We start from the raw sequence: 18598 nt of genomic DNA on the forward strand, positions 1-18598 counted from the left end.
GTGCGGTGGATGTCGGCTATCTGCTTGCCGAAACCGGGCGAACAGAATGAGGCCGAACAGCTCTACCGCCAAGCCGCAGAGGCCGGGGACAGAGACGCCGCAGACAACCTCGGAGTCCTGCTCGCCCAAGCCGGGCTGACCGACGAAGCCGAGTAGATGCTCCGCCGAGCTGCGGAGGCCGGACACCCCGGCGCCGTGTACAACCTCGGTCTCCTGCTCGACAAAGCCGGTCGAATCCAGGAAGCCGAAGGGTTCTACTGTCTAGCTGCAGACGCCGGAAATACCAACGCCACCGCCAACCTCGGCAACTTGCTTGCTCGGGTCGGGCGGGCCGACGAAGCCGTACGTCTGTTCCGCCGAGCCGCGAACGCCGGAAACGCTGCCGCCGCGGTCAACCTGCGACTACTGCTCGACGAGGAGAGGCAAGCAGAGGAGGGATGAGCAAGATCCCCTCGAACCCGTAGTGCTTCAGAATGGCTTCACACTTCTGACCTCGGATACTGCCGAGTGATCAGGTCGTGCGGCGGTGTCATCGCCGTCGACGCGAAGACCGGTACCGTGCGCTGGACGTTCAACGACAAGTCCGGTGGCCATCGTGCATGACTGGTGGCCACGGAGGGCACGCACGCCGTCGCCCTGCACGGCAAGAAGCTGCACGCGCTGCCCGTGTAGCGGTTACGCCCTTCGTCCTCGGGGCTCAGCTCTTCGGGGTGGTGTCCACCTTGAAGTCCATGTCGACCTTGCCGTTGACGACCGACGCCGCAGTGACCGTCACGCCGTACCGCTGGCCCTCCGCGGTCAGTTCGCAGCGGATGACTGCCTTCACCTGGGCCGGCAGGTCCTGGGGGCAGGTGAATGCGTCGGGCTCCCGACCCACCTGCGCCGCCAGGGCCGCCTTGCCCTGGCGGGCGACCTCCGCCTTGTCCACCGACTGCGCGTCGCCACCGGCACCGGTGCTCGCGGAGTCGGTGGGCTCGGCGGAGTCGCCGGCGCCGGGGGCATCGTCGACCTTGAAGTCCATCTTGACGTTGCCGCCGTCGACCGACTTCGCGGTGACCGTCATGCCCTGCTTCTCGCCGTTCGCGGTCAGGTCGCAGCGTACGGTCGCGCCGACCTCGGCCTTGAGGTCCTTCTCGCAGGTGACGTCGTCGGGCTCCCGGCCGATCTTCTTGCCCAGGGCGGCCGAGCCCTTCTCCGCGACCTCGTCCTTGCTCACGGCCGTGGAGCCGCCAATCTCGGCCGAGCACCCCACACAGAGCAGTGCCGTCAGCACACCCACCGCCGTCCCGGCCACCATCCGGCTCCGTGCTGCCTGCTGCATTGGTCCCCCCGGACAAGTGCGTGTGCCAGGCATCTGGACGGGGGAACTTATCATCCGCGTCCGGAGGCCCGGCATCCGAGGCAGGCGGCCGGGCCCGAGAGGGCCCGGGGGGGCCGGGCCGGTCAGGCGGTGGCGATGGCCGGGTCGCTCACGCCCGGCCTGCCGGTCTCGACGTGCCCGGCCAGGCGGCGCAGGTATGTGTCGTCGCCTTCGGCGAGGATCCGCAGGTCGTACCAGCGTTTGGTACGGGCAAGACTGACAGTGTGGGTGAGCTTCGCGCCCGGACGCACCGTGAGCTTCTCGCTGCGTCCGCCGTATCCGTTGGTGAGGCGCAGGGTCACCTTGGAAGAGCCGGAGTTGGTGATCGCCAACTCGATGCCGCCGCTGTGGGCCAGGTGCCGCGCGGTGACCTCGGGCCCCGCCTCCTTCGCCTTGCCCTGGAAGGTACGCAGGAACCCGTTGGGCCCGTGGACCGTGAGGTCGTACGCGTCGTCGGTCCGTTCCGTCGACCAGGTGGCCGACAGCGTCCTACCGGCGGCGGTCGAGTACACCCAGGGGCCGTCCGTGCGGTTGCCGGAGGTCACGTGGAAATGCGCGCCGGCCTTCCTGCCGCCGCCGAACGTCAGCTTCACCTCGCCCTTCGCGGCGTCCAGTTCGCTGTCGACCAGCGGGGCATAGGGCAGCGGCCGGGTGGGGCGTGCGCCCTTCTCCTGCTTGAGCGCCTGCGGGGTGTCGGGGCGCACCGGGACGTAGGAGTCGTGGCGGTCGTTGTCGGTGGGCTCGTAGGCATCGACGTCCGGGAGTCCGGGGCGGCCGGTGTGCTTGAGCGAGAAGTCGAAGGCCGACGTGAGGTCACCGCAGACGGCGCGGCGCCACGGTGAGATCTTGGGCTCGTGGACGCCGAAGCGCTGCTCCATGAAGCGGATGATCGAGGTGTGGTCGAAGGTCTCCGAGCACACGTAGCCTCCGGTCGACCACGGCGAGACGACGAGCATCGGCACGCGCGGACCCAGACCGTAGGGGCCGGCCTGGTTCTCGGAGTCGCCCTTGTAGTAGTCGGCGGAGGTATCCATCGTCGCGTCGCCCTGCTCCGTCGTGGCGGGCACGTAGGGCGGGACCACGTGGTCGAAGTAGCCGTCGTTCTCGTCGTAGGTGATGAACAGAGCCGTCCGGCTCCACACCTCCGGATTGGAGGTCAGCACATCCAGTACCTGCGCGATGTACCAGGCGCCGTAGTTCGTCGGCCAGTTGGGGTGCTCGTCGAACGCCTCGGGCGCAGTGATGTACGAGATCTGGGGCAGCTTGCCCGCACGAACGTCGGCGCGCAGGTCGTCGAGCAGCTCACCGCTCTTCTTGATCTCGGTGCCGCGCCGCGCCTTCTCGTACAGTGCGTCACCCGGCTTCGCCTTGCGGAAGTTCTCGTTGTAGAGCAGCGTGTTGCAGCCGTAGCACCCGATGTAGGCGTCCTCGGTCCAGCCCCATTCACCTTCGCCGTTCAGGCCGTTGCCGATGTCCTGGTAGTACTTCCAGGAGACCCCGGCCTCCTCAAGCCGCTCGGGGTAGCTGGTGCCGACGTTGCCCGGCTTGTCGCCGGAGACGACCTGGCCCCCAATGCCGGTTTCGTCGCCGCCCTGGTAGCCCGTCCACATGTAGTAGCGGTTGGGTTCGGTGTTGCCGATGTACGAGCAGTGGTAGGCGTCGCACACGGTGAACTTATCCGCGAGGGCGTAGAAGAACGGGATGTCGTCCCGGGTCATGTACGCCATCGTCTCCTCGGACTTGGCGGCGATCCAGCCGTCGTACGCGCCGTCGTTGAGCGCCTTGTGGCTGCCGTTCCAGCTGTGGTCGAGGCCCGCGAGGAACTTCATGCCGAGGTCCTCGTCGTCCGCCCGGTAGGGCAGCACTTCGGTCGCGGAGCCCGGTTCCTTGGGCTGGTGGAAGACGGACTTTCCGTTCGGGAGCGTCACGGGACGGGGGTCGCCGTGGCCGCGTACCCCCTTCATCGCGCCGAAGTACTGGTCGAAGGAGCGGTTCTCCTGCATAAGGACCACGATGTGTTCGACGTCCTTGAGGGAACCGGTACGGCGCGCCGCCGGGATCGCCGCGGCCCGGTCGATACTGCTGGAGAGGGCCGCAAAGCCCGCAGTTGCTCCCGTTATTTGAAGGAAGCGGCGCCGATTGAGTTCGGGCATGGCTGAAGACCTCATAAGGATGCGCGAGACAGCAGAGACGCGCGAAGTCTGCCAAGGTCACAGCTATCGCGGAAGCCTTGTGTCGACTAAGTGGCGCTACATCCTCTTTGGTCGGAAAAAGAACGAACCATGCCCGCCTGCTCCCTGCATTCACCTGCCCGTATTCCCTTTTGTGGACAAGCGAATACGTGCCCGGACACCGTGTCAGCGCGGCCCCACCCCTGCGTGACCTGCTGGTTTCTCTGCCGATGCCGCGATTCGGCAATCGGATCGTGCTCGCCGTAGACGTCTCCCCGTGGCTGCGCTCGGACACGGCCTGCTCGCCGGAGCGGCTGTTCTGCCACGTCCATGGCCGTTCTCGGGAGGCCGCGCAGATCATTCCAGGCTGGCCGTACTCGTTCATCGTCACGCTGACGCCGGACCGTACTTCGTGGACGCAGGCCCTGGACGTGGTCCGGCTGGGGCCTGTCGACGATGCCGCGGCCGTCACCGCCGACCAGCTACGGGCCGGGCACAACGGAAGTGGCGTCGGTGCCGTCCGTGGTGCGGTTTGCGCTCGGAGTTGCGTCCCAAGCTTTCTGAAGGGCGACATCAGTGTCATGGCATGCGAACAAGAATGCCGTGTAGGCCGCGCGTCGTGGTTCGAGCCGGCCGGTTCGTCGCTGTTCCCGAAGTTGGCGTCGCTCGTGCATCAAGGTGAAGCCACCGGCAACCGCGGCTCCTGCGATGGCGCTGAGTGCCCCGATAAGGGTCCCCCATGGCACAACATGGAACGTATTGAAGCACCGTCAATTAGATCAAACCATCCCCAGCAGGGAGAAGCCGACGGGCTGCCGGATTTCATAGCGTCCGCGTCCGTGTACTCGTTGAAGCTCAGCCAAGTGTGAATCAGGGCCACGCCGACCGCGACCGCGTCGCGATCTGCGGAAGTTCCTACGGCGGCTATTCGGCACTGGTCGGCATCACCTTCACCCCTGACGTGTTCGCCGCAGCAGTCAACCTGTGCGGCATCTCCGACCTGGCCAACTTCATACGTACGCTGCCCACGTTCGCTCGGAGCCTGATCGGCAACAACTTCCTCGCCTACGTCGGCGACCCCGACGTCCCCGAGCAGGAGGCCGACATGCGGGCCCGTTCGCCCATCACCAAGGTGAACCAGGTCCGTACCCCGTTGATGGTGGTGCAGGGCGCCAACGACGTGCGCGTGGTGCAGGCGGAGTCGGACCTCATGGTGAAGGCGCTGCGCGGCCGCGGAGTGGAGGTCGAGTACCTGGTCAAGGAAGACGAGGGCCACCGCTTCCAGAAACCTGAGAACCTCGTCGAGATCCACTACCTGCTGGAACGCTTCCTCGCCCGCCACCTGGGCGGTCGAAGGGCCTGACGGTGCGCCGCCGCGACGTAGAAAACACCCCGTAGTCGCGCGGACCGGACCAGGCAATCGCATGCCCGCGCCGACCGGGACAGGCGTGCTGTTCAAGGGCGACGAGCCGGTGCTCGGCTTCGCCTCGATGGGCACGGGCCTGCATCAACGCACACTGCAAGCACTGCTGAACTACGCCGCGTTCGGCATGAGTGTTGAAGAGGCCGTGAGCACAGCCGACTTCTACCTGCCCCAGGTCGACTCCGAGCCGGGACAGGCCACCGTCGTCGTCCCGGACGGCCGCTTCGATCCTGCCGTCCTGGACGGCACCGGACTCGACTGGCGCGAGGTGGACGGCGAGGACGCCCGCCTCGGCGGCGAGGGGCTCTGGGCGGCGGTGGAGCGGGACCCTGCAACTGGCCGCTTGAGCGCGGCGTCCCCCAACCGCAACAACAGCGGAGCCCGCGCCTATCGATCCGACTCCGATTGTTGATCGGACTCCGCCCACGCCTTCTCGCCAGTGCACGGGCGGGTTCGTGGTGCTCGTTCCACGCTCACGCTGTGGCCGCCCGACGACTTCGCGCTGCCGCCGTTGACGACGACGGATGTCGGGCGGGCGGGCGGCGGCGTCGTAGGCGGCGTGCGCGCCGGTGGCTCCCATACCGCTGTCGCCGGCCGGTTCCCAGACCATCTCGGGGCTGCCGCCCTGCCACTGGTTGACCCACACGATGCCCACAGGCAGCCGGGCTGCGGCGTCGACGTGTGCCGGGTCGTCGGTGTAGACCGTCGCGGCCAGGCCGTGGCGCGACCGGACCGAAGGTCTCCTCCGTCATCACCAGCATCGTGTCGTCCACGCCGGTGAGCACCGTCGGCGGGTGGAAGAAGCCCTTGCCGGTCGGCTCCTCGCTCCCGGTCCGCACCTTGGCATCGCGCTCGACTGCGTCGGCGACGTGTAGGCGCACGATGTCCCGCTGCCGCTCGTCGACCAGCGGGCCGAGCACCTCACCGGGAGCGTACGTCTCCGCCGCGGCCACCAGGGCCCCGGTGAACTCCTCGGCGACATCCTGATGGATGTAGATCCGCTCCATGGAGGCGCAGATCTGCCCGGTGTTGAGGAAGGCGCCGTGGGCGACAGCCTCCGCCGTGTTCTGGACGTCGATGCCCGCGTCGACCACCACCGCGTCCTTGCCGCCGAGTTCAAGCATCGCCCAGGACCAGGTTCATCACTCCGTCCGGCAATGTCAGCAATGCAGACTCCGGCCGAACTGTCCAAGTGGGGTTGGATAGACCCATCCCCGCGACACGCGTGACAGCTTCCCCCGCCTCGGCCATGACGGGGACGGATGCCTCACCCGCGCCGAGTTCGCGGCCCTGTGGACCCAGTTCTGGATCAGCGACAATGCCGCAGAACCCGGCAACCTGATGTGCGGCCGACTTCCCGGCCCGCCCTCCCCCTCCGGGAGCCCGGCCCGGGCCGCGGGTCCGGACAGTCGCCCGGATCCGCAGCTCTTTTGCCCTCCTCCTGCCTCGAGCAGCTCGAGCGGGCGCGGTGAGGTCGATGCCTGTCCCATGGCCACCCACACGGCCGCCCACATAGCCACCAGGTCGGCCCGATCACTCTCCTGACACGGGCCGGACGTGAGAGCAACGGCCCCAGCGTGGATCAGAGGTGCGACGGCCCGGCCCTGCGGACGTGCAGCACACTTCCGTCCAGAGGCAGCGGTGCCACGTCGACCAGGGTGAGGCCCGCCTCGGCGAACAGCCGGGCGTAGTGGTCGGCCCGCCTCTCTCGGCCGCCGACGTTGCACATCATGTGCAGGTCCCAGGCCGTGGCCAACGAGGCCGAGCCGTCGGCGGGCAGGACACGTTCGACGACGAGCAGATCGGCGGTGGCGGGCATGGCGCGGGCACAGTGGCGCAGGATCTCGCGGCAGCGCTCGTCGTCCCAGTCATGCAGGACGCGGGACAGTACGTACACCTCGCCGCCCGCGGGCACATCGGCGAAGTCGCCCGCCCTAAAGCCGCACCGCTGCGTGTGCCCGGCCGCGCCGAGAAGGCGGCGGGCGGCTTCGACCGTGTGCGGGCGTTCCAGTAGGAGGCCCTGCAGGCGAGGGTGAGCGGAAAGGATTCGGCAGAGCAGTTCGCCGTTGCCGCCCGCGATGTCGACCACGGTGGCCCCGTCGGCCGCCGCGGCCAGGACCGGATGGGCGGGCAGCGGGTCGAACATCCTTGAACCAGCGGCCATCGACTGGTCGAAGAGTTCCGCGAGTCGTGGATCACGGGCGAAGTGGTCGAAGTGGTTGTCGCGGAAGCGCTGCTCGAAGGCGACCTGCCCGGTGCGCACGGTGTGGTCGAGCCCGGCGAAGGACTCGTAGAACACTCCTCCGTACATCAGCGCCAGAGCCCGCATCGACCCTTCGGTGTCCGAACGCAGCAGCCCGCCGGTTTCCGTCAGACGGTAACCGTCACCCTCCTCGCTGACCACACCGAGCATCGTGAGATAGCGCAGCAGGGTGGCCAGGTTCGGCTCGAACGCATCGACGTCCCGCGCCAGCTCCGCGACGGCCATGCTCCGCTCCGCATCCATCGCGTCGGCCACCCCCAACCGTGCGAACGCGGCCAGGGCCTGCGTCGTCCACGCCCCTGTCAGCAGGCGCAGCAGGCTCTCGGCAGGCTGCCGCCTGCGGTATTCGTCGAGGTGCGCGGCAAGGAGGTCACGGTGGTCACCGGGGACATACAGCTCTACGCGCCGGTACCCCGCCTTGGCCTGCGCGGGCGCGGCGAAGTAGAACACCGTGCCGTTCTCATGCGGGTTGTAGCCACCGCCGTCGGGCGTGGCGCCGTACCGTCCCAAGGCCGCGCACAGGCCGCGCAAGACCAACGGGTCCGCCGCCTTGACCTCGAAGGCGACATGCGCCTCGTGCTGCTGTTCCCGCTCGTGCGCGGCGAGCGTGTCAAGGGACGACCCCGGCGGCACGGTCAGCGTGAACACCTCGACCATGCGCCGCGCGCCGTCCGCGCAATCCACCTCGGGGCGCAGGATTTCGACGGTGAGGTCCGCCGCACACCGCTGGTGCCGTACGGCCAGACGTTCGCGCACGATGACGCTCGGCTGGGGCGGCGCCTCCACGACGAGACCGCAGTCGGTGAACATGGCGTGCAGCGCCGCCTCGTCCGGCGGGAAGACCAGGAGCGCAGCGTGCGAGAAGTCGCAGCGCTCCGCCAACGCCCGCAGCTCCGGGCCGTCGAGCCCGGGCAGCAGGAGCGCAAGCAGTGCGGCGGTGTCCTGCTCCTTGACGAAGTCGACCGCCGCGCGCAGGCGAGACGTATCGCCCGACAATGTCGTGATCATTGCGGGAGGTTCCTCATTCCGGGTTCAACGCATGCGCACGGACGTACGCACACGGACATACGCGCACGGATGTACGCGAGTGAAGGGGTTCGGGGAAGAGAGGGGGCTACACGCCCACGTAGTGCTCCGCGAACCAGTCCTGCTGGCTGCGCGAGGTGCGCAACGAGGCAAGACGCGAGCGCCGCAGGGAGTTGTGGAACAGCGATTCACCGTCCGTACCGGACGGGCCGTGCAACAGGCCGATCATCCAGTGGGAGAACTCCTGTGCACGCCAGATGTGTGTCAGGCATCGCGCCGAGTAGGCGTCGAGGCCGGCGGTGTCCCCCAAAGTGAGGGCGTCGATCAGGGCACGAGCCAGGAGCGCCGCTTCGAGCACCGCGAGATTGGCGCCCTTCGCCGCGGACGGACTGATCAGCCCGGCGGCGTCACCCGCGAGGAACAGCGCGCCGTGACGCAGCGGTTCGAGCACGTCGGACTCCAGGTCGAGGACTGACCGCTGCAGGATGGGCCCGCGGCGCAGCGGGCCGTACTCGCGTGCCCGCATGCGCAGTTCCAGTTCGTCCCAGATCCGCTCCTCGGACCATGCGCCGGCCGGGGTGCCGCGCTCGCACTGCAGGTAGTAGCGGGTGACCTCGCTGGTGCGGGCCATGTGCCCGGCGAAGCCCCGCTCGTGCACCGCGTACCCGACGGCATCCAGGCTGGGCGGCGCCTGGGCGAGCAGCCCCAGCCAGGTCACGCCGTGATCACGGTGGTGACGGACCGTTCCGGCAGGCAGGGAGCGCCGGGCCGCGCCGTGACGCCCGTCGCAACCGGCCACGTACCGGGCACGCCACAGACCGGGCCGCCCGTCGGCCTCGCGTACGGCTACCGCAGGCCGTTCGCTGTCGGCATCGCGCACGGCTACGGCCTCGGCGGCGAAACGAATCTGCCCGCCGCGTGCCAGGAAGCGCGACAGCAGGTCGGACACCAAGTCCTGCTGCGGGTAGACGGTATGGCTCTCTCCCCGGCCGAGCCCGCTGTAGTCCAGCCGGAAACGGCCGTCCCCGGTGCGGAACTCACAGGTGCCGTGCGTCCGTCCGCGCCGGTGCAGGCCGTCGGCAAGACCATGCTCGTCGAGGATCCGCACAGTGTTGGCGGCCAGGAACCCTGCGCGTGACCGCGTCTCGACATGGGCGCGCTCGGCCCGCTCCAGGACGACGCAGTCGATCCCGCTGTCCATGAGGATGTTGCCGAGCACAAGCCCGGCCGGACCGGACCCCAGAACAATCACACCGGTCGCATGGTCAGCCTGCCGCGGCCGACTCTTCCCGTCTGTCACGAGGCCAGATACTAAGGAGGCCAAACTCATCCTTCGCACCCAGATCACCCAAATGCCTGTATCCAATGGGAAAAACAGTCACGCGGATTCATCCACCGGCGCGCGGACCCCGGCGCGCGCCCGCCGGTGCCATAGCCATCCACTCACGCGGCTCACTCATCGCCATCCCGGCCATCGCTCCCCCGCCGCCGGGTACCGCACGCAATGGGCCACCCACCACCGGTACACGCGCCAGCACCCCGCGACCGACCACGACGAGGCCGGGTATCCGCGGCCCCGCACCCCAGACACCCGGCTCCGTCAACACCGGCCCCGACCCATCACTGGTTACCCAATCCGGGTACCCGACACAAACAGCGCCCCACACCCGCAGACCAGACCACAGTCCTCAGAACCGCTCCCGGACACAGAACCGGCACCGACACCCCGCAGACGCCAGGACATCGGCGAGTTCCACGAAGGCCATCGGCCACGGCCCGCAGCCCGTGGCCGATGGCCGATCCGGTCGCATCGGCCAACTCATCACCGGATCTGCGACACCCGATCAGAGTGGTCACACGCTGACCGATTAATTGAACCTGAGACCAACCGGCCACCGGCAACCGACCCTTGACGCCGACCCGGCACCAACCCCAGCGGCCGGTACCGAAACCGCTCCCGGCCGTCCCCGCGCGTGCAGGAAGCACCCGTACAGCCCCTACGCCGACCCCGAGGGTCCATCCCCGCGCGTGCAGGGAGGAGAGGGAGGACTCCATGGCGCTCATGCCGTAGGCGGGTCCATCCCTGCACGTACAGGGAGCAGGGTGAGAGCTCGTGCTCAGACTTCCGAGGTAGTACCACGCTGAGCACCGTGACCTCCTGGAGGGCAAGCACTTTCGGAGCCAACCGAAACTTCTTGCCCACGCTCCGGACGCTCTGCAAGCCTTACAGAGACACCACGCACAGACAACGACGAATATCCGAGACCACTTCGAGATCAGCACCCTCATCAGCGGCTTCTTACGGATCATGGACGAGCGGCGGTTCGACGAGGGCTGGGCCGGGGCCTACTTCACCGACGATCTACGGACGACGCCGCCGCTCGGTGTGGCCGAGGGCGCCGACGCGGTACGCCACGTAGAGGAGGCCGCCGGCCGGTTCGCCGCCACCCTGCACGTCTCCTCCGACGTCCTCGTCCGGGCAGAACCGGGCGCGCGGACGGCCGATTCCTCCTGGAACGCCCACATGACCCACGTCCACCTGGACTCCACCCTCCAAGCACGGGGCGAGGGCGCCAACCCCCTATTCACGGTGGGCGGCATCTACGAGGGGAAACTCCGACGCACCGACAGCGGCTGGCGCATCAGCCGCATGTCCGTACGCGCCGTCTGGACCACGGGCGAGCCGCCTGTCCTGCCGGAGGAGACCGCCACTCGCGTCGCGGAACTGACCGGCGCCCAGGCATCGAGCTGAGCCCGACGGCTCATGGGCGGAGCCAGAGTCGGATCGAGGCGATGGTGACGGTGCCGTGGAAGATGTAGACGCGCTTGTCGTATCTCGTCGCGACCGCCCGGGAGTTCTTCAGCGCGTTGATCGTCCGCTCTACTTCGTTCCTGCGCTTGTAGATCGACTTGTCGAAACCGGTGGGCCGACCGCCCTTGCTGCCGCGGTGCTTGCGGTTGGCCCGCTGGTTCAGTGGTTCAGGGATGGTGTGCTTGATCTGGCGTCGGCGCAGGTAGAGGCGGTTGCGGCGGGAGGAGTACGCCTTGTCGCCGCCGAGATGGCAGGCGCGGCGGCCTCTTGCGGGCCCCGGCGGCGTGCTGGTGGGCCCGGCAGGAGGTGGAGTCCACGCTCACCATCGACCAGTCGATGCGGCCTTCCGCGTCGGCGTCGGACAGGACAGCCGCGAAGACCTGGTCCCATGTGCCGTCCGCCGACCAGTGCCTGTGTCGCTCGTACACGGTCTTCCACGGACCGAATCGCGCAGGCAGATCCCGCCAAGGCGCCCCGGTGCGCTGCCGGTACAGGATCCCGTTGATGATCCTGCGGTGGCTTGCCCAACGCCCGCCACGCTGGCCGGAAGTCGGCAGATATGGCTTGAGCCGTGCCCACTCCGCGTTCGTTAGATCTCCCCGTCCCATGGCCATGCCAACGACCCGCGACGGCGACAGTCACATGATCCGCCGAACAGGCCCTAGGACGTTTCGTTCGGATCTTGCGAGGCTTGTCATACTTCCCGAGTGGAGATGCAAGCCGAGGAGGCAGCACGGCGTTGGCTGGCTGATCAAGGCGTCAGCCGGGTGCGCGACGGGTGGGTGAGCGACGAGGAACCGGACGCGTTGCTCACCGCCAACCAGGTGGCGCAATCCTGGGCCGGTGATGTGTTCGCCGAAGACCTGGATGCAGCCGACCAGGTGCGGTTGGCTTTCGGGTTGCTGGATCTCCTCGACGAGTACTGGGTCACGTGCGAGATCCGGTTCGCGAACGAGGGTGCGGAGGGTCCCCTGCCGGTCGACGTACTGTGGGACGGCTACCGTCAGCGGCTGGAGGCGGACCGGGACGCCGAAGCCGTCACCTACTCGCTGTGGGTGGACTGGTTCGAGGATCACGCCACTTCCGCGACGGCCTTCGCCGAGGTTCTCGGTAACGAAGTCGACCGGGTGGTGGCCGAGCGATCGGAAGCCCTGCTCCGCCGAGCCCGTCGGGTTCTGGAGTGTTCGGGCCCGGTGCGCTGGTCGGTGAAGGAGCTGACATATCGCACCGCCATGCGGCTTCCTGCCCTGCACTCGGCTGTCTTCCGCGGCCTTCTGGCGTGCTTCCACGACGTCTACGGCGACGTGGAGCCGACTGCCGCACTGGCCTTCCTCTGCCGGCTGGATCTTCCCGCGAACACCCCGCACTTTGCCGAACTGCGCCACGTGCTTGCCGCGGGGCACAAGAATCACTACCGCAGCCCTGGCGCCTGGGACGATGCGGTTCGCTCCTGCTCCTGAGTCGTTGGCCTGGCAGACCAAAGAAAGATGCTGGCGACGTGGAGTCCGGCCAGGTAGATGGTTGCGGTCTTTTCGTAGCGGGTGGCGAGGCCCCGCCACTGCTTCAGGCGGTTGCTGCAGCGTTCGACGCTGTTGCGCTGCTTGTATGCCTCGCGGTCGAAGGCGGGTGGGCTGCCACCTCGGCTGCCGCGCCGCAGCCGGTGGCCGCGTTGATCGGCCGGAATGGGAATGACCGCCCGGATTCCGCGCTTGCGCAGATGCTCGCGGATCGCGCGGGAGGAGTACGCCTTGTCGGCCAGGACCACGTCCGGCCTGGTACGGGGACGTCCTCGCTGCCGAGGCACGCGGAGGCGGGCCATGACGTGAGCGAAGGAGGGTGCGTCACCGGCCTGTCCGGCGGTGAGCACGAAGGCCAGTGGTCGGCAGTGGACATCGGAGGCGAGGTGGACCTTCGTGGTCAGTCCGCCGCGAGACCGGCCTATGGCATTGTCATCGGGCTCACCGGCCGGGGCCCCTTTTTGCGGGCCCCGGCTGCGTGCTGGTGAGCGGGCACGACAACGGAGTCGACTGAGACGGCCCAGCTGAGGTCTTCCTCGGCGTCGGCCTGTGCGATGAGCGCGGTGAACACCCGTTTCCAGGTTCCGTCGATGGCCCACATCCGCAGCCTGTTGTAGACGCCCTTCCAGTTCCCGTATTTCTCGGGCAGATGGACCCACTGCGATCCGGTCTGGAACTTCCAGGCGATCGCATCGATCACCTCACGATGATCCCGCCACCGGCCACCCCGCTGCGGCGTCCGGTCTGGCAACAACGGCTCGATCCGCGCCCACTGCGTGTCAGTCAACGGGACACCCAGGCCAACGATCAGATGATCCAAACGAAACGGCCTAGGTCCCCCTGCGTGTACCCGTGTTGAGCCCGGTGTTGGGGATGGGGCTGGCTGCAGCATTGCTGTAAGGGAACGAGCTTTGCTGGTAGGGCAGTTGACGATTCTGTCGGTGTGGGCTTCGCTGGCAAGGACCTAGATCCCCTCGCCGATAGGTAGACGCCTATGTCCCCCGATTACGCCAAGAAGCTGAAGCGCGCTGACGAGGACGTTGCGCGGTCGAAGAAGGCGAAAGAGATTGCGGCCAGTGACCCTGACCGGGCTGAGCATCTGGCCAAGTCCATCACCACCGATCCCGCGCTCAGGGACTACACGCTGTTCAGAGTGACGGAGCGAGTGGCCGCCACTGACCCCGACCGGGCTGAGCTCATTGCGAAGTCCATCGAGGACGAAGAACTCAAAACGCAGGCGAAGGAGGGCATAGCGTATGAGCGGCGTAAGTAGCTCGCGGGATCGTCGGTAGCGCCGGACCGTGGCGTCGCCCTGGAGGCCCTGGAAGCGGCCTGTTCGCGGTCGAGGCGGATTGGGTCGGAACCGGGTGTGACGGTCACGGCTGCTGCTGTTCGAGGAACTGGGCTTCGAGATCTGCGATGCGTTTGTCGGAAAACCGCAGGGTGGGGCGGGGCGCTTTCGAGTCGTTCCTGGAGCTTGCAGTGTTCCTGCGTGATCACGTCGACGCGGTGCTTGAGGGTGGATTTCTCGCTGATCAGGGCCTGAACTGACTCGCTGGGAACCATCTGGTCAAAGTCGCGGATCTGTCCCATCAGCTCGCCGATACGTTGGCACTGGGTGAGGATCTCTTTCTGGGCTCGCCCCAGTTCTTCCTCGGCGTTCAGCGCGCGCTCGCGCCAGGTCGCTTCGATCCGATCACGTTCCTCCCGGTTCTCGCGGTCGTGGCGGCTGCGGCTTTCGGCGACCGCGTTCTTGACGAGGGTGCGAGCGTCGCTGTTCTCGTAGAGGAACGTGGCTGAGACTCCGGCCCGCATGTCAGTGGCGCGGTCGGGCATACCTTCCACACTTCGCCCCACGACCGCTCGCATCCGAGATCGGGCAGGTGCGTGAAGACGGTCCCCCACTGCGCCTATACGGCTCTGAACGCCACCCACATCCCCCTGCTCCTCGGCGTGAGCCCAGTTTGGCCTGACCGGCCCCGGGGCCCCGTACTCGGCCTCCGCCATTCCCCCGCGCACGCGGGAAGCAGAACGGGTAGCCGGAGGAACCCCTCCTCAAAGCGGGTCCATCCCCGCGCGTGCGGGGAGGAGCGGGACCGGCAGCAGCAAGCCACCGACGACCTGGATGCCGCCCAGCACGACCTGCTGGCCTTCACCGCGTTCCCACGGGAAATCTGGCGGCAGATCTGGTCCAACAATCCGAAAGAGCGGCTGAACAAGGAGATCCGCCGCCGCACCGACGTGGTCGGCATCTTTCCCGACCGCACCGCCGTCATCCGCCTGGTCGGAGCCGTGCTGGCCGAGCAGAACGACGAGTGGACCGAGGCCCGCCGCTACATGGCCCGCGAACTCCTGGCCAAAGCCCGCCTCCACCCCATCGAGTCAGAAACCGAGGAGACCACCATCCCGACCGAACTGACCGCATAACCTCAAAACGAGATCACCGAGTGGCCATCAATACACCACTCCAGCGGACGTGATCCCGCCCTCACGGCACGGGGCGTACAGCCAGGGTTTACCCGCCTGCGCCCCTGGGTTGAGTCTCACTTCAATCCTGCGGTTGACGCGACAGGGCAACAACTTCCCCTAGTTTCAGGGGATATCGGAGCCGGCTGACCACCGGAGCCGAAGGCCACATGCCTACTCAGGTACCCAATCGGGGAATCCGGTGCGTGGCCGGAAGGAGCAAACTGACATGCCAATACGCACTCAACGTGGCAAAGTCCTGGCCGCCACCGTCCTTCTCGGCGCATCCCTCCTCGCGGTCTCACCCGCGGCCGCATCGCCGGGGCGTGAACCGGCTGCTGCCGCCTCCTGCCTGGGCGGCGCATGGAAGTACGACAAGGTGTCCGGGGAGATCGACGCGCCGCCGGGCACCCTCTACTACCGCACGACCTCCCGGTGTGCTGACATCCAGGTCAAGCCGAGCAACGGCACGGTGCTCAAGCTGTGTTACCTGAAGAACCACGACCAGAATCAGATGGTCTGCAAGAGCGAGGTCAACGCACCGGGCGGCCGGTGGACGATCCTGGGGACCGACTTCAAGGACGGCGTCGAGTTCTGGCTCCGATTCAGCAACGCCGGCGCCCACAAGACCGGCCTGGTCGCGGCCTGACAGCTCCACGGCCCGCGCCGTTCGATCGTGCCCCTCCCCCGTTATGTTTTCCGCGGTCCTGCAAGAGGGCCGCGGAAAACATAACGGGGGCTGAGTAGTGCCCCGCTCGGCCGAGAATTGACAGTTTGTTACTCGCTACTACTGGGTTCTCTGGTACGGCTGGCCGAAACTGTCAAAACCTGACAGGGCGCGCATGCTCCACGCCTCCGCACTTGTGTTAGAGCGCACTCCAATTCCTAGGTTCGGAAGCATGCGATACATCAACTCGGAACGACCGGAGTGGAAGTCTCCGCCATCACCCTCGGCTGCATGAGCTTCGGCGAGCCGGACCGGGGCGGCGAGTCCTGGGCGCTGGGCGCGGACGCCAGCCGGGACATCATCAAGCAGGCCCTCGAGAGCGGCGTCAACTTCCTCGACACGGCCAATGGGTACAGCGCCGGAAGCAGCGAGGAGATCGTCGGCCAGGCGGTCAAGGACTTCACCCGGCGCAAAGAGGTCGTTCTCTCCGCCAAGGTCTGGATGCCGATGCGCCCCGGCCCGAACGGCGCCGGGCTGTCCCGCAAGGCGATCTTCGCCGAGCTCGACGCCTCCCTGAAGCGGGCGTGGATCTGGCCGACGGTGCCGCACTGGGGATCGCCGGAGTCACCGCGCTGCGGGTGCTGCGCAAGCGTTCCCTGCTGGCGCGCGACGTGCTGGTCACCGGCGCCAGCGGGGGCGTGGGGCACTTCGCCGTCCAGTTGGCGGCGCTGGCGGGCGCCCGGGTGACGGCACTGGTGGGTTCGCCGGACCGGGCCGCCGGGCTCCGCGAACTCGGGGCCGACAAGGTCCTGACCGACCTGGCCGAGACCGAGTGCCGGTTCGACCTCGTCCTGGACACGGTCGGTGGGCCGCTGATGGCCCAGGCGTGGAATTCCCTCGCCGAGGGCGGCACCATCCACGTGGTCGGGTACTCCTCGGGGCAGGACACCACGTTCCCGTCAGGGGTCCTGTTCGGCTTCGGCGAACCCCGCAGCATCGCCACCTACGGCGACATGACGCCTCCACTCCCTCTTGCACGCCTACGTCAACGACATCACCACCCGCCGCGGCTGCACCCACGTCACCTACCCCACCGCCACGGACTCCCCCGGCCCGTGATGGCCCCGCATCTCGGGCGCGCTGGCCTGGGCGGTCCGCCTTGGAAGGGGCCGGTCCGCCACAGAGTGCCGTCCCACGGCGTCTGCTGCAATGTCTCCGGAGCAGCACGGCCCAGGAGAAGGCGGCGCACAGTGCGGAGCCTCAGGCGCCCGGATCTGGCCATGTGCAGCGGAACGGGAGCCGAGCAAGCACGCGCCCGTTGGTGGCTCAGCCCTGCGCAGTTACTCTCACGCCCGCTCGGCCTGTTCGGCCACAGGTTCCGTCACCCCGGCCCGGCGTCGCCGTAGCGGATGGGTCGCCCTGTCCCTGACGAGGAACAGGTGCACTCCCAGCGGAAGCAGGAAGAGGGGCAGGGACGCCCACGCCAGTCCGGGCAGGCGGTACCTGCCCATGGGCGTCCAGGAGCCGGCCTGGTAGCCGAGGGTTACATACGCGTCGCCTCCGACGGCCCGGGTGTCCAGGGAAACCCCCGTCGGGTCGTTGCCGTCTCCAGGCCTGTAGAGACCGCCCAGCGCGTAGTAACGCCCGTAACGGGCCCGGCCCTCCTCGCTGAAGTGGACGGTGACTTGCTGACCGTAGGAGAAGACGGAAGACGGCCCGCGGTCCGGCCGGTCCCACGTGATCACACACCCCATGCCCCTGCCCTGCACACAACTGCCGGGCAACTCCATACGCACAGGATGTCCGTAGCGCATGGCGTAACCGGGCGTGTCGTACTGGGACGATGAGACCGCACCGAACACAGCCACCAAAACAGCGACAGCGACCGGCAACACGGTAAGCGTCACCCGGGCCCGGACCAGAGACAGGACGGACACGGTCGCCGCACCCACGACGGCGACGGCAAGCAGCATCAACCCCAGTCCGTGAGCCCGCGGCTCGGTGACGAAAGCACCAACGCCCAGACACCCCGCTGCCACCGCCAGCGCGCCCGACACGTGCACTGCCAGCGGCAGACCGCGTACCCCCATGTCGTACCGCACGATCGGGACCGCCGACACCATCAGCGCGAAGAGGCCAGCGATCGCCCACGCACAGCCGTTGTCGGAGATCACTTCAGCCACCGCCAGTTCCAACAGGACAATGGTCGCCACGACGGTGAGGAGGTTGAAGCGGTACAAGGGCGAGATGTCATCCCAGTCGCCGGGCGTGTCTTTCGCGCCCTTCGCGCCCTTCTTCAGGGGGACGCCCCCGGCGTCCGTGCCGGGCCGGACGGCAGGGTCGGGCCGTGACGGTTTCTCCGCTGTTTTCACACCCCCGTCTCCCCAGGCGGCAAGTACAGCCGCGAAGGGCACGCCCACTACGGCTGCTGCAATCGCCGCCAAGATGCCCTGGACCACTGTCATGCGCGCCCTCTGTTCGTCGTGTGTGTGGACCACCGAAGGCCCCAGCCTGTCAAGGGCCGGACGCCGGGATGGGTCAAGAGGCAAAGACAACCGGTTCGAGGCAACGGAACCGCAAGCCGCCACTCGCGTACCGCATCCGCCCACGCGTCGCCTCGCACGGCGCCGACGGATCAACAACCTCAGCACCACTACCCCGATCAGCGCGGCCCGCCGACACAAACCACCGCCGCACCACGGCCGTCAAGCCCCCGCCGCCCTCATCCCACGCGGAGAGCAGGCCGGCCGCCCACGCGCGAATCCGGTTGGCGAGGGGTCGTCCCCGCGCGCACGGGGACCTCGGGGATCCCAATCGGGCGGTCAAGGAGTTCCAGCGGTCCGTCCGGACCCGAGGAGCACAGTTCTGCCGCACCCACGCGGTCACACTTGGG

General features: G+C 67.8%; 14 protein-coding genes and 6 pseudogenes. 11 read left to right on the forward strand and 9 right to left on the reverse strand.

All coding sequences use genetic code 11. From position 1 onward, the window contains the following. Positions 1–195: 195 nt before the first annotated feature. Both ACWFRJ_RS33415 and ACWFRJ_RS33420 read left to right on the forward strand, forming a co-directional pair. The gene (locus ACWFRJ_RS33415; RefSeq protein WP_453539504.1) at positions 196–441 is read left to right on the forward strand and encodes a tetratricopeptide repeat protein; all 246 of its coding nucleotides are present in this window, start codon (positions 196–198) and stop codon (positions 439–441) included. 81 nt (positions 442–522) lie between these two features. Further along, a pseudogene (locus tag ACWFRJ_RS33420) lies at positions 523–672 on the forward strand (PQQ-binding-like beta-propeller repeat protein); the annotation flags it as partial. A 25-nt stretch (positions 673–697) separates the two neighbouring features. On the opposite strand, the gene ACWFRJ_RS33425 reads toward ACWFRJ_RS33420, so the two are convergent. Both ACWFRJ_RS33425 and ACWFRJ_RS33430 read right to left on the reverse strand, forming a co-directional pair. Further along, positions 698–1321: a DUF4333 domain-containing protein gene (locus ACWFRJ_RS33425; protein WP_453539507.1), complete on the reverse strand. Its 624-nt coding sequence runs from the start codon at positions 1319–1321 to the stop codon at positions 698–700. Between the two features lie 122 nt (positions 1322–1443). Then, positions 1444–3513, reverse strand: a complete 2070-nt coding sequence (locus tag ACWFRJ_RS33430; protein ID WP_453539510.1) for a phosphocholine-specific phospholipase C — start codon at positions 3511–3513, stop codon at positions 1444–1446. Between the two features lie 170 nt (positions 3514–3683). Here ACWFRJ_RS33430 and ACWFRJ_RS33435 point away from each other — a divergent pair. From ACWFRJ_RS33435 to ACWFRJ_RS33445, 3 genes and pseudogenes are all read left to right on the forward strand, one after another. Further along, a pseudogene (locus ACWFRJ_RS33435) lies at positions 3684–4022 on the forward strand (transposase); the annotation flags it as partial. Between the two features lie 374 nt (positions 4023–4396). Then, positions 4397–4894: an alpha/beta hydrolase family protein gene (locus ACWFRJ_RS33440; RefSeq protein WP_453539513.1), complete on the forward strand. Its 498-nt coding sequence runs from the start codon at positions 4397–4399 to the stop codon at positions 4892–4894. Positions 4895–4955: 61 nt separating this feature from the next. Then, the gene (locus ACWFRJ_RS33445) at positions 4956–5366 is read left to right on the forward strand and encodes a hypothetical protein (RefSeq protein ID WP_453539516.1); all 411 of its coding nucleotides are present in this window, start codon (positions 4956–4958) and stop codon (positions 5364–5366) included. 61 nt (positions 5367–5427) lie between these two features. Here the strand turns inward: ACWFRJ_RS33445 and ACWFRJ_RS33450 are convergent, their stop codons facing one another. The 3 genes from ACWFRJ_RS33450 to ACWFRJ_RS33460 form a co-directional block, all read right to left on the reverse strand. Further along, positions 5428–6078, reverse strand: coding sequence for an aldehyde dehydrogenase family protein (locus ACWFRJ_RS33450; protein ID WP_453539519.1), 651 nt, complete (start codon positions 6076–6078; stop codon positions 5428–5430). Between the two features lie 458 nt (positions 6079–6536). After that, complete coding sequence (locus tag ACWFRJ_RS33455; protein WP_453539522.1) at positions 6537–8225, reverse strand: methyltransferase; 1689 nt, start codon at positions 8223–8225, stop codon at positions 6537–6539. A 106-nt stretch (positions 8226–8331) separates the two neighbouring features. After that, the gene (locus ACWFRJ_RS33460; RefSeq protein ID WP_453539525.1) at positions 8332–9495 is read right to left on the reverse strand and encodes a 4-hydroxybenzoate 3-monooxygenase; all 1164 of its coding nucleotides are present in this window, start codon (positions 9493–9495) and stop codon (positions 8332–8334) included. A 1005-nt stretch (positions 9496–10500) separates the two neighbouring features. Here ACWFRJ_RS33460 and ACWFRJ_RS33465 point away from each other — a divergent pair. Beyond that, positions 10501–10995 carry a nuclear transport factor 2 family protein gene (locus ACWFRJ_RS33465; protein WP_453540234.1) on the forward strand — a complete coding sequence of 165 codons (495 nt, stop codon included), beginning with the start codon at positions 10501–10503 and terminating at the stop codon, positions 10993–10995. A 10-nt stretch (positions 10996–11005) separates the two neighbouring features. Here the strand turns inward: ACWFRJ_RS33465 and ACWFRJ_RS33470 are convergent. After that, positions 11006–11663 (reverse strand): annotated as a pseudogene (locus ACWFRJ_RS33470) (IS5 family transposase). Between the two features lie 105 nt (positions 11664–11768). Between ACWFRJ_RS33470 and ACWFRJ_RS33475 the strand changes: the two are divergent. Next, positions 11769–12515, forward strand: coding sequence for a hypothetical protein (locus ACWFRJ_RS33475; RefSeq protein WP_453540237.1), 747 nt, complete (start codon positions 11769–11771; stop codon positions 12513–12515). Here ACWFRJ_RS33475 and ACWFRJ_RS33480 read toward each other — a convergent pair. After that, positions 12467–13380 (reverse strand): IS5 family transposase gene (locus tag ACWFRJ_RS33480; protein WP_453540240.1). Its coding sequence is split into 2 segments (ribosomal slippage): positions 12467–13026 and positions 13026–13380, totalling 915 coding nucleotides; the frame shifts between segments, so codons are not numbered across the junction. The two genes, ACWFRJ_RS33475 and ACWFRJ_RS33480, sit on opposite strands and share 49 nt — an antisense overlap. Before the next feature lie 329 nt (positions 13381–13709). Then, positions 13710–14408, reverse strand: a complete 699-nt coding sequence (locus ACWFRJ_RS33485; RefSeq protein WP_453539528.1) for a hypothetical protein — start codon at positions 14406–14408, stop codon at positions 13710–13712. Positions 14409–14666: 258 nt separating this feature from the next. Here ACWFRJ_RS33485 and ACWFRJ_RS33490 point away from each other — a divergent pair. From ACWFRJ_RS33490 to ACWFRJ_RS33505, 4 genes and pseudogenes are all read left to right on the forward strand, one after another. Further along, positions 14667–14999 (forward strand): annotated as a pseudogene (locus ACWFRJ_RS33490) (transposase); the annotation flags it as partial. A 268-nt stretch (positions 15000–15267) separates the two neighbouring features. After that, positions 15268–15687, forward strand: a complete 420-nt coding sequence (locus ACWFRJ_RS33495; protein WP_453539530.1) for a hypothetical protein — start codon at positions 15268–15270, stop codon at positions 15685–15687. 250 nt (positions 15688–15937) lie between these two features. Continuing rightward, positions 15938–16287: pseudogene (locus ACWFRJ_RS33500) on the forward strand (aldo/keto reductase); the annotation flags it as partial. Continuing rightward, positions 16275–16727, forward strand: a pseudogene (locus tag ACWFRJ_RS33505) (zinc-binding dehydrogenase); the annotation flags it as partial. The pseudogenes ACWFRJ_RS33500 and ACWFRJ_RS33505, both read left to right, overlap by 13 nt. Positions 16728–17051: 324 nt before the next feature. Here the strand turns inward: ACWFRJ_RS33505 and ACWFRJ_RS33510 are convergent. Beyond that, positions 17052–18077, reverse strand: coding sequence for a hypothetical protein (locus ACWFRJ_RS33510; protein WP_453539533.1), 1026 nt, complete (start codon positions 18075–18077; stop codon positions 17052–17054). Positions 18078–18598: the final 521 nt, after the last annotated feature.

The sequence above is a fragment of the Streptomyces sp. NPDC055239 genome, from assembly GCF_053606205.1.

Coding starts and splice junctions, on each gene's coding strand:
- ACWFRJ_RS33425 (WP_453539507.1), bottom strand. CDS start 1,321: ATGCAGCAGGCAGCACGGAGCCGGATGGTGGCCGGGACGGCGGTGGGT.
- ACWFRJ_RS33430 (WP_453539510.1), bottom strand. CDS start 3,513: ATGCCCGAACTCAATCGGCGCCGCTTCCTTCAAATAACGGGAGCAACT.
- ACWFRJ_RS33445 (WP_453539516.1), top strand. CDS start 4,956: ATGCCCGCGCCGACCGGGACAGGCGTGCTGTTCAAGGGCGACGAGCCG.
- ACWFRJ_RS33450 (WP_453539519.1), bottom strand. CDS start 6,078: ATGCTTGAACTCGGCGGCAAGGACGCGGTGGTGGTCGACGCGGGCATC.
- ACWFRJ_RS33455 (WP_453539522.1), bottom strand. CDS start 8,225: ATGATCACGACATTGTCGGGCGATACGTCTCGCCTGCGCGCGGCGGTC.
- ACWFRJ_RS33475 (WP_453540237.1), top strand. CDS start 11,769: ATGCAAGCCGAGGAGGCAGCACGGCGTTGGCTGGCTGATCAAGGCGTC.
- ACWFRJ_RS33485 (WP_453539528.1), bottom strand. CDS start 14,408: ATGCCCGACCGCGCCACTGACATGCGGGCCGGAGTCTCAGCCACGTTC.
- ACWFRJ_RS33495 (WP_453539530.1), top strand. CDS start 15,268: ATGCCAATACGCACTCAACGTGGCAAAGTCCTGGCCGCCACCGTCCTT.